Source organism: Glutamicibacter sp. GQ173 (genome assembly GCF_059759215.1).
On record NZ_JCAXDT010000006.1, the window covers coordinates 165,772 to 181,010 of the forward strand.

General features: G+C 58.9%; 16 protein-coding genes. 12 read left to right on the forward strand and 4 right to left on the reverse strand.

All coding sequences use genetic code 11. From position 1 onward, the window contains the following. Window positions 1-40: 40 nt before the first annotated feature. The 4 genes from AC6CHO_RS11405 (at window position 41) to AC6CHO_RS11420 (ending at window position 2,986) form a co-directional block, all read left to right on the forward strand. A complete protein-coding gene (locus AC6CHO_RS11405; RefSeq protein WP_022875897.1) occupies window positions 41-532 on the forward strand; it encodes an S-ribosylhomocysteine lyase in 492 nt (163 codons plus the stop codon). A gap of 132 nt (window positions 533-664) precedes the next feature. Continuing rightward, on the forward strand, window positions 665-1,048 hold the full coding sequence (locus tag AC6CHO_RS11410; RefSeq protein WP_206693457.1) for a hypothetical protein: 384 nt from the start codon (window positions 665-667) through the stop codon (window positions 1,046-1,048). A gap of 240 nt (window positions 1,049-1,288) precedes the next feature. After that, window positions 1,289-1,429 (forward strand): helix-turn-helix domain-containing protein, encoded by a 141-nt coding sequence (locus AC6CHO_RS11415; RefSeq protein WP_498215162.1) that lies wholly within the window; start codon window positions 1,289-1,291, stop codon window positions 1,427-1,429. Window positions 1,430-1,615: 186 nt separating this feature from the next. After that, window positions 1,616-2,986, forward strand: a complete 1,371-nt coding sequence (locus AC6CHO_RS11420; protein WP_498215163.1) for a M16 family metallopeptidase — start codon at window positions 1,616-1,618, stop codon at window positions 2,984-2,986. A gap of 69 nt (window positions 2,987-3,055) precedes the next feature. On the opposite strand, the gene AC6CHO_RS11425 is transcribed toward AC6CHO_RS11420, so the two are convergent. Continuing rightward, entirely contained in the window at window positions 3,056-3,790 is a 735-nt protein-coding gene (locus AC6CHO_RS11425) for an alpha/beta fold hydrolase (protein ID WP_498215096.1), read from the reverse strand. Between the two features lie 92 nt (window positions 3,791-3,882). Continuing rightward, window positions 3,883-4,293 (reverse strand): hypothetical protein, encoded by a 411-nt coding sequence (locus AC6CHO_RS11430; RefSeq protein ID WP_347039634.1) that lies wholly within the window; start codon window positions 4,291-4,293, stop codon window positions 3,883-3,885. A gap of 196 nt (window positions 4,294-4,489) precedes the next feature. Here AC6CHO_RS11430 and dapB point away from each other — a divergent pair, with 196 nt between their 5' ends. Then, entirely contained in the window at window positions 4,490-5,248 is a 759-nt protein-coding gene (gene dapB / locus AC6CHO_RS11435) for a 4-hydroxy-tetrahydrodipicolinate reductase (RefSeq protein ID WP_498215097.1), read from the forward strand. Beyond that, entirely contained in the window at window positions 5,245-5,697 is a 453-nt protein-coding gene (locus AC6CHO_RS11440; protein WP_060701099.1) for a tetratricopeptide repeat protein, read from the forward strand. Before dapB ends, AC6CHO_RS11440 begins: the two co-directional genes overlap by 4 nt. Window positions 5,698-5,837: 140 nt before the next feature. Here AC6CHO_RS11440 and AC6CHO_RS11445 read toward each other — a convergent pair whose 3' ends face one another. After that, a complete protein-coding gene (locus AC6CHO_RS11445) occupies window positions 5,838-6,770 on the reverse strand; it encodes a sugar phosphate isomerase/epimerase family protein (protein ID WP_498215098.1) in 933 nt (310 codons plus the stop codon). A gap of 148 nt (window positions 6,771-6,918) precedes the next feature. Beyond that, window positions 6,919-8,118, reverse strand: coding sequence for an ROK family transcriptional regulator (locus AC6CHO_RS11450; protein WP_444660413.1), 1,200 nt, complete (start codon window positions 8,116-8,118; stop codon window positions 6,919-6,921). Window positions 8,119-8,447: 329 nt separating this feature from the next. Here AC6CHO_RS11450 and AC6CHO_RS11455 point away from each other — a divergent pair, with 329 nt between their 5' ends. From AC6CHO_RS11455 to eboE, 6 genes are all read left to right on the forward strand, one after another. Next, on the forward strand, window positions 8,448-9,398 hold the full coding sequence (locus AC6CHO_RS11455; RefSeq protein WP_498215099.1) for a sugar phosphate isomerase/epimerase family protein: 951 nt from the start codon (window positions 8,448-8,450) through the stop codon (window positions 9,396-9,398). An 88-nt stretch (window positions 9,399-9,486) separates the two neighbouring features. Then, on the forward strand, window positions 9,487-10,764 hold the full coding sequence (locus AC6CHO_RS11460) for an inositol-3-phosphate synthase (RefSeq protein ID WP_498215164.1): 1,278 nt from the start codon (window positions 9,487-9,489) through the stop codon (window positions 10,762-10,764). Beyond that, entirely contained in the window at window positions 10,761-11,687 is a 927-nt protein-coding gene (locus tag AC6CHO_RS11465) for an SCO3242 family prenyltransferase (protein WP_498215100.1), read from the forward strand. Before AC6CHO_RS11460 ends, AC6CHO_RS11465 begins: the two co-directional genes overlap by 4 nt. After that, window positions 11,684-13,189 carry an EboA domain-containing protein gene (locus AC6CHO_RS11470; protein ID WP_498215101.1) on the forward strand — a complete coding sequence of 502 codons (1,506 nt, stop codon included), beginning with the start codon at window positions 11,684-11,686 and terminating at the stop codon, window positions 13,187-13,189. Before AC6CHO_RS11465 ends, AC6CHO_RS11470 begins: the two co-directional genes overlap by 4 nt. Before the next feature lie 11 nt (window positions 13,190-13,200). Beyond that, window positions 13,201-14,082, forward strand: coding sequence for a TatD family hydrolase (locus AC6CHO_RS11475; protein WP_146278040.1), 882 nt, complete (start codon window positions 13,201-13,203; stop codon window positions 14,080-14,082). Continuing rightward, window positions 14,079-15,215, forward strand: coding sequence for a metabolite traffic protein EboE (gene eboE, locus AC6CHO_RS11480; RefSeq protein ID WP_498215102.1), 1,137 nt, complete (start codon window positions 14,079-14,081; stop codon window positions 15,213-15,215). The genes AC6CHO_RS11475 and eboE overlap by 4 nt, the downstream gene beginning before the upstream one ends. Window positions 15,216-15,239 lie beyond the last annotated feature (24 nt).

Here is a 15,239-nt window from a genome sequence, read left to right on the forward strand (position 1 = left end):
GTCGTCGAGTCGCCGTTGACCCAACCGATACACTTAATTCATGAGTGATATCGAACTTGCAGAAGTTGAAAGCTTTGCCTTAGACCACACCAAGGTCAAGGCACCTTATGTACGCAAGATTGGCGTGGAGCGTGGTCCGAAGGGCGATGCCATCACCAACTACGACATTCGTTTTGTGCAGCCTAACCATGGCGAAATCCCAACCGCTGGTTTGCACACCATCGAGCACACGATGGCTGGCCTGTTGCGCACCCGTATTGACGGCCTGATTGATTTCTCGCCATTTGGCTGCCGCACCGGCTTCCACATGATTTTGTGGGGCGAGCCAGAGCCTGCGGAGGTTGCCGCTGCAGTGAAAAGCTCCCTGGAGGACATTGCCGAGCGCATTACCTGGGAGGACGTCCCAGGCACCGAGGCAAAGAGCTGTGGCAACTACCGTGACCACTCGCTGCACTCGGCCCGCGAGTGGGCCAAGGTGATCTTGGAACAGGGAATTAGCCTTGACGCTTTTAAGCGTTCCAAGCTCGCCTAAATAACCAACGGGTACAAGAGACCTCGCGCTTCAAAACCGAAGCGCGAGGTTTTTTGCGTATTAAGCACAAGCTGCCGAAGCAATAATGGTGGTCTCAGCAAAACCATATCTGGCCTAGGTAGCATGGTTGATATGCGCAAAGCCATTTCCACCGCCGCCGTTCTAGCTTTCATTGTTTGTTCAACCAGCGGATGTGCTGATCTGGACTCAGCGCGGACAACCACGATTGGCGACGCTTGCCAAAAGGCCATCCAACAGCAAAACGAAGCTTGGGCGGACCCTGATGCTTCGGAATCCAAAATCCAGGAGGCCGAAACCAAGGGCCTGAAAGATTGCAAGGATCTGGACGAATGGAGCACAGCGGTTTCGTACAACCCGGGTTCGGTGGGATACGAGGAACTGAGCCTCGAAGAAGCAGCAAATTCCGTCTACTTGGCATGTTCATCGGTAGATTCCGAACGCGCAACCCCGGTGTGCGCTGATGCCGCAAAACGCGGATACCTCGATGAATCCTAGAACTTTGATCACCGTTGGCTGACTGTGGCCACAACGGTCCCTCAAGCTTCAAACCATTGCCCGCCTTAAAGGTGCTCGGTGCGGTCCGACGGGCACATTTGGCCCTTGAAGCGGGGCGGAACTAATAATGGCGTTGTCGGCTATGACGCCATCGTCCCGCGCTCGGAGAGCCAAGCCAAGGAGATTGTCTAACGCGTTCTCGGCCCCCTTCAACAGGCGGGTGCCTCCAAGCAGACGCTCATCGATACGCTCTGCGCTTATCTGGACGAGAACCGCAACTGGAACGCCGCGTCGGCCCGGCTAGGCATCCAACGGCAAAGTCTTGGCTATCGAATCGGCCGGATCGAACAGCTGTCGGGCAGAAACTTCAAATCGAGCTAGGATTTGGCTGAATTCTGGGTGGCACGAAAAGCCTTGAACCGCAATTCGCCAGGCGCATATTGACCCGAGATTTCAACCTCTTCGACAAACTGGACTGTTGCCTTGCGGCAATGGTTCTGTGGGAGAATGAGGACAATGTTCCGAGCCCGACAGCGGCTCAACCCCGAAGAACTAAGGACGTATTTCGTGGCCATGATTCCATTGCCGTTACATTCGGTGGAGACGACACAGTTCTCTCCGATCGATCCGGCGGACCCCACTCTGGTCCACCGCGGCGAAGGCGGCTCTGAAGTCCGGCGCAGCATCCTGCCGGGGGGCGTCCGCGTCCTGACCGAGGCAATGCCAGGACAGCGCTCCACGACCGTCGGTTTTTGGGTTCCAGTAGGTTCCCGCGATGAGGAAGCCGGCCACTACGGCTCCACCCACTTCCTCGAGCACTTGTTGTTCAAGGGAACCAAGAAGCGTTCGGCCTTGGAAATTGCGCAGTCCTTTGACGCGGTGGGTGGCGAGTCGAATGCGGCTACCGCCAAGGAATCGACCTGCTATTACGCCCGCGTGCTTGATACCGACTTGCCGATGGCGTTGGACGTCATCGCCGATATGGTGACATCTGCGGTCATCGACCCGCAGGAGCTGGAGCAGGAACGCGGCGTGATCATCGAAGAACTCGCGATGGACGCTGACGATGCCACGGACGTGGCCCACGAGCGTTTTGTCGCCCGGGTACTGGGTGACCACCCGCTGGGACGCCCAATCGGCGGCACCCCGGAAGAGATTAACAAGATCAGCCGCGAAGCGGTGATGGAACACTATCGCGCCCACTACCGCCCCAGCGAACTGATCATTACCGCTGCAGGTTCACTGGAACATGACCAGCTGTGCTCGATGGTTCTTAATGCGCTAGCCGAGGCAGGATGGGATCTTGATCCGCTAGCGGTGCCGCAGCCGCGTCGTGGAGGAGAACCGGCCCAGATTTCGTCCAAGGCGGGCATCGAAGTTATCAATCGCCCGGTTGAGCAGGCGAATATCATCATGGGTTGCGTTGGCATCACCGGACATGATGACCGCCGCCAGGTGCTGGCCGTGCTCAATGCCGTACTCGGTGGCGGGATGAGCTCACGCCTATTCCAGGAAATCCGGGAGAAGCGCGGATTGGTTTACTCCACGTATTCGTTCTCCGCAGCCTATACCGATGCTGGCTACTTCGGCATGTATGCAGGCTGCGCGCCTTCCAAGGCGGCCGAGGTCATTGCCTTGCTCGGTGCCGAGCTTGACCGGCTTGCAAGCCACGGCATTACAGAGCAGGAACTCGCCCAGGCCAAGGGGCAGCTGGCCGGAGGCACCGTGCTAGCCCTCGAAGATCCAGGAAGCCGCATGTCGCGGCTTGGACGGGCAGAAATGGTGACTGGGGAGTTCCAGGACATCGATGAAGCCCTTGACCGAGTCAACGCTGTGACCATCAAGCAGGTTCAAGAACTTGCCCAGGAATTGGCGGCCCAAGATCGGGTCATTACCGTGGTCGGGCCGTTCGAAAACGAAGCAGCGCTGGGACTTTAAGCCAGCATCGGAAAAGCGTGGCATTCCATGAAGGGATGCAACGGTTTTCAGTTTAAGGATCCTCGCCGTTTATCTGGCGGCATCAATCAATGCCGCCAGCTCCGGAGCATGGGAGAAATTGAAGCCGTGGGCTCCTTGCTGCATGATCGTGAGCTTCGCGTGATCAATGCCTGCGATCAGGCGAAGGCCGAATTCAGGAGGGGAGAGCGGGTCACGCGTTCCGCAGACAACATCAACGGGGCAACGGACGGTTTTGAGCAAATCGACGGTGGAGTAATCCAGCATTTGCTCGCAGCTTTTGGCCCACCACGGGATTCCACAGCGGAGGTAATCGACCATCAGGATGGCTTTGACAGAATTCAGTTCATGGGGAAAGTCCTGAATCAGCCGACGCGCCTGGCGAAACAGCGTCGCCTCGCGGTCATTAACAGCCGGCGCGGCAATGATGAGGCGTTTGACCAGAGACGGCCACGTGCGTGCGAGCTCGATGGATACCTGGGCACCCATGGAATGACCCAGCACGATGGCGTTCTCCACCTTTAACTCGCGCAAGGCCAGCGCGATCTCGTGGGCAAAGCGCGGCACTGTTACCGGACGACCATCATCCAGGTTCTTGCCGTGTCCGGGGAGCTCCGGAACGATGACGCGATACTTTTTGGCCAGGATGTTGGCCAGGGGAGTGAAGTAGCGGCTGGAAGCGCCCAACCCGTGAATGAGAACGACATCTGGTCCGTGCCCAGCCACGCGGACAGACAGGCGGGTTTTTAGCGATTCAGGCAATTGCCCGAAATATTCGTGGCGCACGGTGGCCTTTCCTTGCGCCAAACGTGCGCTTAAAAACGATAGGTATTGTGGCGCCCAGCTTGGAAAATGGCAGGGCCGCCGATGACAGGGTGTTACTTGGCCATCCCCGTGGTGTGCTGGCTGATAGCTGAGCGCAAATCTTCGGGGAAGAGTTCGTCAATATCCTTCTGGTAGTTTTTGCCTTCATCCGGACGGCGCAGGTCTTGGCCGTCAAGGCGGAATGGGAAGGCATCTACCTGGGCACCAGCATCCGAAGCGGTTTCACTTGAGGGAGCGCAGGTGGCCCAGCCATATGTAGTTGAGCCATCGATCCGGAAGACCTCTACCTGGCAAGAAGCAGAGTCAATTACGGTGCCGTCTTCTTGAACGGCATTAACAACGTCTGCTAATTCCTGGTCTGGCAAGGAAATGGGTTCGGTCTGCGAACCACAAGACGTGACTGCAAAACTGACGGCCAGCATGACACTGATGCCCAGACTAAAACGCCCAATTTTCTGACCCATGGCCCTGCTATCTATTTGGAGACTCCTGGGACTTATTTTTCCCCGTGTCGCAAGGCAATACAAGCTGGACTGGCCGTAGCGCAATGACCTATTCAAAATAATTCATTCACCACCGGCCGGACCCTCTGGTCAAACAGGTCGGATTTCACGTCATCGTTGGCAAGTCGGGGCCCGTCGGAACGATAGGCTTAACTCCATGAGTGCACAGATCAAGGTAGCCGTGCTCGGCGCGGCCGGACGGATGGGAGCCGAAGCGGTTAGAGCTGTTTCCGAAGCTTCCGATATGGAATTGGTGGCCAGCTTGGGTCGAGGCGACGACCTTGCCCAGATTCTCGAAGCAGGAGCAACCCACGTGGTTGACCTTTCGGTTCCGGCAGCCACGGAAGCCAACGTCCGGTTTGCAGTGGAAAACGGTCTTCACGCAGTGGTGGGAACGACGGGCTGGGACGATGATCGCCGTGCCGAACTTGTCTCGCTTCTGGACAATCACCCTGAAGCTGGCGTCTTGATTGCTCCCAACTTCGCCTTGGGATCGGTCTTGGCCAGCGCGTTCGCGGCAACTGCTGCAAAGTACTTTGAATCAGTGGAAATTATCGAATTGCACCACCCTAACAAGGTCGATGCTCCGAGCGGCACTGCCGTGCGCACCGCAGAACTGGTTGCCAAGTCCCGCGAGGCTGCTGGCGTGCCAGCCAGCCCCGACGCGACGGAAACCCAGCTGGAAGGGGCACGGGGTTCCGTGGTTGACGGAATCCACGTTCACTCGGTGCGTCTTCGCGGGCTCGTGGCTCATCAAGAAGTTCTCTTGGGCGGCCCCGGCGAGCAGTTCACCTTGCGCCATGATTCATTTGACCGTGCTTCGTTCATGCCAGGCGTTTTGCTGGGCTTGCGCACCGTGGCATCACGTCCGGGCCTGACCTATGGCCTGGATGGCTACCTGGAGCTTGGCCAGTGAAGACCAAACTTTGGGTTGCCGGAATCCTTCTGCTCTTTGCCCTGTACATTGGGATGACATTCACCCAGGCAGTGCGCTTCATGAGCACCGGCACGCTGATCGCCCAGATCATGGGCGTGGCCATCCTGGTGATTCCAGCATTCTGCACGTGGATCTTGATTCGAGAAGTGCTCTTCGGGCTTCGCACGGAGAAGATGGGCAAGTCCTTGGCTGCATCGGGCGAGCTCCCGCTGGATCTGCCTCGCACGCCTTCGGGTCGATTCGTTCGTGCAGCCGCTGATGAGGATTTTCCTCATCACCAGCGCGACGTGGAAGAGAATCCAGAATCTTGGAAGTCCTGGTACCGACTGGCCTTGGCCTATGAGGCCTGTGGCGATAAGGCTCGCGCTCGCAAATCCATGCGCACCGCAATCGGCTACTGGCTTCAGGACGAAAAAGTCAGCAAGTAGAACGCGTTGATTCGCGCCTTGAAAGTGGATCAGGGCGAGAGTTGAAATAGAAGTGCCGTGGCCAGACACCATTTGGTGCCTGGCCACGGCACTTCTCTCTCTTGAAGCTTTGCTGCGTTGTACCGCCCGCTCAGCTCGGGCTAGAAACGCAGCTTGCGCAAGTAGTTGAAGCCTACCTCTGCAGTCTGCAGCGGTGTGACGTCCGGACGGTCATTCTCGACGATGAATTCCTTCGGGCGGTGGGCTGCGAAGATGCGCGAGAAATCGATGGCTCCGGTACCGAGGTCGGCGAAGTCGCCAGCTGCGTCGCGGTCCTTGACATGGTACTGCAGGGTCTTCTGCGGTGCCTGCTGGATGGTGTCGATGGCGAACTGGATTGGATCCGCGGCGCCAATACCCACACCGCCGGTGACGGCCCAGTACAGGTCAACTTCGAGATGGACGAGACTTGGATCTAAACGGCTGGTGAAAATGTCCCACGGGGTTTCGCCGTTGCCCAGATCAGTAGTGAACTCGTGGGCGTGATTGTGGTAGCCGTACTTCAGACCCGCAGCGTTGGCTGCTACTGCTTCTTCGTTCATCTGGTCAGCCCAGCGGCGCCAGTCGTCACCGTTGCTGGAGACGAGGTAAGGCACGTTGATGTGGGTCTGGCCCAGCGTGACTGCGTCGGCCAGCTTGGTTTCCAAGCCCTCAGGTGAATCGCTGAGTCCGGAGTGGCTGGAGGAAGGGGTGATGCCGAATGAATCGAGGGTTGCACGCAGCTGCTCGGCGGTGCGTCCGTAGAAGCCGGCCAGTTCCACTTTGCTGTAACCGTAGTTGGCCAGCGCGGCCAGAGTTTGGTCCACTCCGTCACCGTTCATGATCGAGCGAAGGGTGTATAGCTGGATGCTGATCAGTCCCGGGGGCACCGGGCGGACGCCGGCTGGAGCCGCCATGGCTGGGGCAACGCCCATTCCGGCCAGTCCGATGGTGGCGCCCAGAGCGGCAGCACCACTGAGGAAGCCTCGTCGGCCGACTTCTTTTTGCTCCAACGAGCGTTTAAGGGCGGCTGGAGCATTGAATCCGAAGCACATAGTGATGCCTTTCTAGCGTGCGACAAACGCTAGATGCATGAAGCATCAGCGCTTTGGTTATGTGACGCACACAACACTATTTTCGGACTTTGTTGTCTGTCAAGCAAAAGTTGTCGGAAATCGACAAAAGGTCGACGAAGCGACATCTTTAGTCGCTCTTAAGACCATTGACCAACGCATCGATATGCTTTGGCGACATGGCGTGGTGGATGGCGAGCATGCTTGCGCCAAGCACTCCGGCATCCAGTCCTGATCCGGACTGGACGATTCGCAGGTGCTGGGTTGCGACGGGTATGGCGCGGGAGTACACGACTTCGCGGATGCCTGCAATGAAGTGCTCACCGGTCAGGGTCATGGAGCCTCCGATCACGATGACTGAGGGGTTTATGAGGCTCACGCAGGCAGAGAGGACTTCGCCAACGTCTCGACCTGCTTGTCGGACAGCGTGTACGGCTTCCGCATTGCCGGAACTGACCAAGGCAATAACGTCCTCGCTGCTGTTGGCTTCGTGTCCAAGGGCGCGCAACTTTTTGGCGACTGCAGGACCGGAGGCAACTGCCTCCAGGCAGTCCAGATTCCCGCAATGGCAAGGGGTGCCGGTGCCATTGTGAACTCTTATGTGCCCGATATCCCCGGCGACGCCGTCTGCGCCGCGCTGCAGTCTTCCGTTTGAAATGATCCCTGAGCCAATGCCTGTGGCGATTTTTACGAACAACATGTTGTCCACATCTGGCCAAGCGGCGTTGCGTTCACCGAGGGCCATGATATTTACATCGTTATCCACGAGAACGGGAACGTTGAAGTGATCTTTTAGAAGCCCGGGGACGTCAAACCCGTTCCAGCCAGGCATGATGGGTGGGTTGAATGGGCGACCGGTGCGATGCTCGACGGGTCCGGGCACGCCAACTCCCACCGATAGCAAATCGGTCAGGGAATGATTGGTTGACTCGAGGAGCTCCTTGCCCAGGTTGACCGCACACTCCAAGACGACATCTGGCCCTTTGGAAACTTCGATACTCTGACTGTTCTCTTTCAGGCGGTGCCCCAGCAGATCGGTCAGGGCAACTCGAACGTGAGAAGCTCCGATATCGATTCCAAGGACGACCTTGCTCCCGGCCTTGAGGGCAATGCGGGTTGAAGGCCGACCGCCGGTGGAAATGGCGTCATCGACGTACCCAACGAGCCCCAGGTCCATTAGCGCTTCGATGCGCAACGTGACGGTTGAGCGAGCCAGGCCCATGAGGTCGGCTAATTCGGTGCGGGTTCGCGGTCGTCCGTCTCGAAGGATTTGGAAAAGTTCGCTGGCGCCGGAGCCGCTAAGGCCACTGAAATTACTTATGTCATTCATCGACTAATTACAACATACAAATCGACAGAACGCGTTACCACCGAGAAAGGGTGTCGCATCGAGCGTTTTGTTGGATGAATCAACAACGATGAGTGCATTGCTGCAATGGTTTTGATTTCATCAATATGTTGAGAGTTAACTCAACTACCGCGTCTGGCAACAAAAGAGAGCCACATTCCCACTGACATATATCGGTGAATTTCATAGATCCGTTGAATGTCGTCATTAGCCGTGCTAGGTTCATGTGACCGGCATCTCATTCGTCTTGTTGGCGATTGCACCCCGCGTCTGACCAGTGCCGTTTCACGCCACCACTCGAGGAGGAGCTCATGGCTAATCGCCCGCGGGCAACACCTAAGAAACAGTTGCCATTGCGCGCACTGGGTGCGGTGGCTGTGCTGACGCTGGCGACTGGCACGCTAAATGGTGCGACCCAATTGGAGAGCCGCCATCGAGCTGCAGATAATGCAGGGAGCGATCACTGCCAAGGGCGCGGCATACCTGCAAATAAGATTTCGATCCAAATGTTCAGCTATTCGAACTGGGGGAACGCCATCGGCACTGAGAAGATCTTTGCCGAGCTGGCCGCCATTGGATATGAAAACGTCGAGCCCTTTGATGAAACCTACGAAGGCCGCACAGCCAAGGAATTCTCCGAACTTCTTGAACGGCACGGACTAAATGCGCCAACAGCTCATGGAAGCACGGACGAGAAAACTTTCGCAGAGACTATAGATTTCGCCAAAACCGTGGGGCAGCGGTACACGGGGTCAGGGGGCTCAGCCTCACCTGGAACAGTTACGCTCCGGGACACCCTCGAAACTGCGAGAACCCTCAATCGTTTGGGCGAAAGGTCCAAAAATTCCGGTACGGGAAAAATCTTTGTCCATAACCATCAAGGGGAATTCACTCGCCAGTTTCCGCATCCTCGGACAGGGGAGCTCACCAGTGCGTGGGCATTGCTAGCCGAGTTCACCGACCCCGGATACGTGACGTTTGAACTTGATGTCCTCTGGGCCGCGGATGCGGGAGTCGACGTTGTTCAGCTTTTGAGCGACTACGGCGAAAGGGTTGAACTATTGCACGTCAAAGACGGTTTCCTCAATGGCGACGAGCGAGCGATTCCAACTGACTTGGGCGAAGGGGAACTTGAGTGGACACCGATTCTCGACGCCGCCCAAAAACAGGTCAAGTACTTCATTGTGGAACGCGATCTTGCGCCATCCACTGCGGAATTCGCGCGTGACAGCTTCGAATTCCTCAGTTGCTACACCTGCTGAATTCAGAATTCCAACAACATAGCGCTTGAGCACCATTACAGAGCAAGTGTGCTCGATACACCACAGCTGAAAGGACAATGACGTGGATATGCCAGCTGGCAGCACTTTCGATGAAACCATGGCCGCACCAGAGCATGATCGAGGGGAATCCAAAGTAGGCCGAGTGGGCTTGTGGCTCATCGGCGCCCGCGGATCCGTGGCGACCACTGCCACGACCGGACTCGCTGCGATCTGCGCTGGGCTGGCACCGGCCGTCGGCTGCGTGACCAGCCAGGAGGAATTTTCAACTATTCCACTACCTAGATTCTCTGACCTGGTCATTGGAGGTCATGATATTAGTGACGTTTCGATAGCCAAGCGAGCAGAGCACTTGGCCAGCACCGGGATGTTGCCGCAACATTTGGTTCAGGCCATTCAGGCCGAATTGGAAGACGCCGATTCCCGGGTCCGGCCCGGATACTTTCCGGGCGCTGAGGGTGTACCGCAGGCCGAGATAGCACGCCGCCTTGCCGAAGACATCCGCCAATTCCGGAATGGCCATGGCTTGGATCGGGTAGTTGTGATCGATGTGTCCTCGACGGAAGCACCGATTGATCACCTGCCCGAATTTGATGATCTGGACCTGCTCATGGCGGCTCTTGAGGACCCTGCACAAGAGATCCTTCCCCCTAGCTCGCTCAGCGCCTATGCAGCGATTCTCGCCGAAGCGCCATATATCTGCTTCACGCCCTCACCTGCCCTGAACATCCCGGCACTGGCGCAGCTCGCCGCCGAGCGCGGTATTCCAACTGCGGGCCAGGATGGCAAAACCGGGCAGACCTGGCTGCGCTCGGTACTGGCGCCAGGCTTGGCCGCGCGCGGATTGCGGGTCTTGTCATGGGCTGGTGCCAATTTGCTCGGAGGAGGAGACGGCGCCACTTTGGCTGACCCGCAGGCAGTGGCAGGTAAGCTCCAATCCAAGAACCGTGGCCTCCAGTCCCTAACCAATGCCGCAACTACGCCTTTGCATATTGACAACGTCCCGGACCTCGGGGAAACCAAAGTCGCTTGGGACTACATTAATGTGGAAGGATTCCTCGGATCCCGTCTGACCTTGCAGACCACGTGGAGCGCTTACGATTCAATGCTGGCAGCCCCGATGATCCTCGATCTCGCCAGGCTCATGGGCCTGGCCGATGCCGCTGGGGAACAGGGGCAGGTCGGCCAGCTAGGGTTCTTCTTCAAGGATCCATGGGGCAGCGATGAGCATGCCTTTGCCGAGCAAAGCCGGCTTCTCTTGGACTGGGCACAGCAGGCAGGTACACGGATTTCCGCCATGACCCACATGCCAGAAGGCCGAGTTTCGCAGGGTGCCGCAGCCCGATGAGCCGCACAAATGACTACCTGGAATTGCTGCGTGCTCCAGCCGTATTAACAGTAATCGGGGATACCCTCGCCGGCGGTGCCGCGGCAAATCGCTCCCCGTTTGGGCGAAGGATTGCACTGCCCCTGGCCAGTGCCTGCCTGTACGCAGCGGGGATGGCTCTCAACGACTACGCCGACCGTGACATTGATGCCGTTGAACGACCAGAGCGGCCCATTCCCTCAGGGCGGGTAGCACCCGGCGCAGCCTTGGCCACTGCTGCGGGACTTACCGCGGCCGGCCTGGGCCTGAGCGCTTTCGGCGGCGGGCGAAGTGCGGTAGCGCTCGGCCTGCCCTTGGCTGCCTCGATCTGGGCCTATGACCTTGTAGCTAAACGGAACCCGGTGACCGGAGCCTTGTCCATGGGGCTGTGCCGGGCACTGGACGTCTTAATGGGGGCAGGATCGGATCGGGTTCGCACCGCATTGCCAGCGGCCGCGATCATGGGCGGACATACCGTGGCCGTCACGGCTCTATCACGCGGCGAAGTCAGCGGCACCAGCGTCGCGGTGGCCTCCGGCGCCACAGCAACCACGGTCGCAGTGTCAGCCGGTGTGCTAGTTGGAGCAGCGCTCGCCGGGGCCCAGAAACCGGGGAGAACGTCTTCCGAGGCCAGCATCCTGATTCGGCACCTGGCCACGACCACGGCAGCCATTGCGGTCTATGCCAGCCGCTGCGGCTCAGCTCAATGGCGTGCCATCCACGAGCCGAGCGCGGGCAACGCCTTGGACGCCACCAAAGCGGGCATCCGGTCGATGATCCCGCTGCAGGCAGCGCTGGCGCTCAGCCATGGCAGTCCAGTCGCCGGAGCGATTATCGGTTCCCTGGACGTAGTCGGCAAGGTGCTGCGTTCGGGCAGCAGAGTGAAGAGGATCAGCGAATCATGAGCGCAGCTGAACAACAACCAGCCCAGGACTTTCCTTTCGCAATCGGCTACGGAACCAACGGCTGGGCGGATCATCCGTTGCCAGTGGCGGTGCGGCTGCTGGCTGAGCAGGGCTACACCGCGGTGGCCTTGACTTTGGGGCACCCGCATCTGGATCCGTTTGCCCCGGACGTGCAAAATCAGGTCGCAGAAATCCGCAGCCTGCTCGAGAAACACCAAATGCGAGTCGTCATCGAAACAGGAACCCGGTTCCTGCTTGATGCCCGGCACAAGCATCGCCCGGCGCTTGTTGAAGAACATGCCGAAGTCCGGCTTGAATTCCTGCGCCGCGCCATTGGCATCGCGGCCGCTTTGGACGCCGACTGCGTATCTTTTTTCTCGGGGATCCTGCCGGAGGGGACATCGGCGCAACTTGGCTGGCAGCGCTTGATTGCGCGCGTTGGCCAGCTGGTCGACTATGCCGCTTCGAACGGCGTGCTGCTCAGCATCGAACCTGAGCCGGGGATGCTCGTGGAAACCGTGGTCGACGCGTTGCGACTGCGCACGGAGTTGGGGAACCCGCAGGGATTGCGCGTCACCGTGGATATTGGGCACTGCGTCGTGGTCGAGCCGCATGGGGTGGAAGCAGCATTGCGCCAAGCAGGGGAATTGCTGGCCAATGTACAGCTAGATGACATGATGGCGCACGCCCACGAGCACCTTCCCTTTGGGCAGGGCATCGTCGACCTGTCCGCGGCACTGAACACCCTGGCCGATATGGATTACCGGGGCGTAGCTGCCGTGGAATTGCCACGCCATTCATGGGATGCGCCGGCTTTGGCCCTGGACAGCATGGCCGCCCTGCGCGAGGCATGGACTGCTTCGGAAGCGCAAAGGACAATCGAAGCTTGGCTGCGCGAATGCCTATCGGCTGTGGCCGAAAATGCCAGCGCATTGCCTCGGATTTTCGCCAGTGCCGGACGCCGTGTGGGCAGGGCGCCAAATTCCCCGCAGGCCGACCCCGCTGGGGTCCTATACGGGACTGCGGATGACACGGCCCGTGCCCGGCTGATCCGTGAACTGTCCCGAATTCAAGAGCCCGGGCCATTCGCCCAGGAAATTAGAGATTTGTACTACCGCGGAGATTCGGCTGAACGAAGGGGCGTATTGCGTGGCATCAATTTGCTTGCGCAATCGCTGCCCGAGCTGGACGGCCGAATCATTGCCACAGGGCTGGAACTCACCTCTGATGCGTTGCGCACCAACGAGACCTCGCTGGTTGCCGCGGCTGTTGGACCGTTTGCCGCATCGCATCTTGACCAGCACGCCTGGCGCCATGCGGTGCTCAAGCTCATCTTCATGGGCGTGAGCTTGAGCGCGGTCAGCGACCTGTCAATCCGTGCTGATGCTGAACTAGCCCGAATGGCCGAGGACTTCGCAGCAGAGCGCCGCGCCGCCCACCGACCTGTTCCCAAAGACGTTGGCTTGCTTCAGGACCTGGTCAGCCACACCTCACGACCCTAAGAAGGATAAGCATGCGCATCTTTGACCCTCATATCCACATGAGCAGCCGCACCACCAATGACTATGAAGCAATGTTTGCTTCGGGGGTGCGTGCTCTGGTTGAACCGGCGTTCTGGCTGGGGCAGCCGCGAACCAGCGTTGAGTCGTTCTTGGATTATTTTGACTCATTGCTCGGGTGGGAACGGTTCAGGGCCGCCCAATTCGGAATTCGGCATCATGCCACGATTGCCTTGAATCCCAAGGAGGCCAACGACCCTCGTTGCGTACCCGTGCTTGAGGAGCTGCCTCGCTACCTGGTGAAGGAGGGTGTGGTCGCGGTCGGAGAAATCGGCTACGACTCCATGACACCAGCCGAGGACCATGCCTTTGCGACCCAGCTGCAATTGGCCCGCGAGTACGACTTGCCGGTCCTGGTGCACACGCCGCACCGCGAGAAGCTGGCCGGAACCCGGCGCACCCTGGACGTTGTGCGCGAATCCGGGATCGCAGCCGGCACCGTGCTGGTGGATCACCTCAACGAAACCAATATCGAAATGGTCAAGGAGGCTGGTTCCTGGATGGGCTTCTCCATATACCCGGACACAAAGATGGATGAACGGCGCATGGTCGACTTGCTGCAGCGCTATGGAACCGAGCGCATCCTGGTGAACTCGGCTGCCGACTGGGGACGGTCTGATCCATTAAAGACCAGGCGCACAGCAGAAGCGATGCTGGCCGCTGGATTCAGCGAAGACGATGTGGACCAGGTCCTATGGCGCAATCCGGTGGAGTTCTACGGGCAAAGCGGCCAATTGATCCTTGATCCTATTCCCGGATTCGAAAGCAGTGCTTTCCCTGACCCTGCTGCTGGCTTTGAGGGGAATTCCGTACTACGAGGGGAGAGAGTCTCATGAGACTGTCCTACTGCACCAACGTCCATCCCGCAGAGGATTTGGAAGGCGTCATCACCCAGTTGCGCCACTACGCCGGCAATATCCGGCGTCGAGCCGGACTGCAGGTCCTCGGCGTTGGGCTGTGGATCCCCTCCGTGCTGGCCACGAGATTGGCAGCTAGCGAGCAGGACCGCCGGGCTCTGCGCGAAGTGCTAGAGGCTGAGGGTCTGCAGCTGCACACCATCAATGCTTTTCCCTACGGCGGATTCCACGATGAAGTTGTCAAGCATGCAGTGTATCTGCCTACGTGGGCCGAGCCAGCGCGTTTGGAATATACGCTGCGCTGCGCGCAGATCCTCGCGGATCTGCTGCCGGAAGGGGAAGTCGGATCGATTTCCACGCTTCCGCTGGCCTGGCGCGACCCATGGGATGAAGTCCAGGACCAGGCAGCGACCAACGCTTTTGCGCAATTGAGCCAGGGGCTTCGCGAGCTCAAGGAACGTACCGGCCGCACTGTGCGGGTGGCCATCGAGCCAGAGCCGGGATGCGTGCTCGACACCATTAGCGACATTGTCCAATGGCTCGGTGCCCGGCTGGAAAGGGGCATCGATCCGGAGTTTGTCGGGGTTTGCGTTGACACCTGCCACCTGGCTGTCTCGTTCGCTGATCCTGCCGGAGCCATCGCGCAGATCCAGAATGCGGGCTTGCGAGTCGTCAAGGTCCAGGCCTCGGCAGCCCTGCACGTGCTCGACCCGAAAGACCGCGCCGCACGTGCCGCGCTGGAAAGTTTTGTTGAACCGAAATACCTGCACCAGGTGCGCGAATCCTCGGCTGCAGGAGTAATTCCGGCCGATGACCTGGACACCGCGCTCGCCGAACTGCCTGGTTCAGGTCCTTGGCGGGTGCACTTCCATATTCCTTTGCACCATGTTCCAGCCGCTCCCTTGCAAACGACCACCGATGTATTGCAAGCGACGGTGAGCGAGGCGGGCAAGCTTCCCTATGCGGACGAGATTCATTTGGATGTCGAAACCTATACCTGGAGCGTGCTTCCGCAGCACGGCAATGCCGAGGAAGTCGGCATCGTCGACGGAATCGCCGCCGAACTGGTATGGGCTGGAGAGAATCTGATGGCTCCGGTGCACGCGAGCTGAAGAGTGCCCCTGATGGCATCAAGT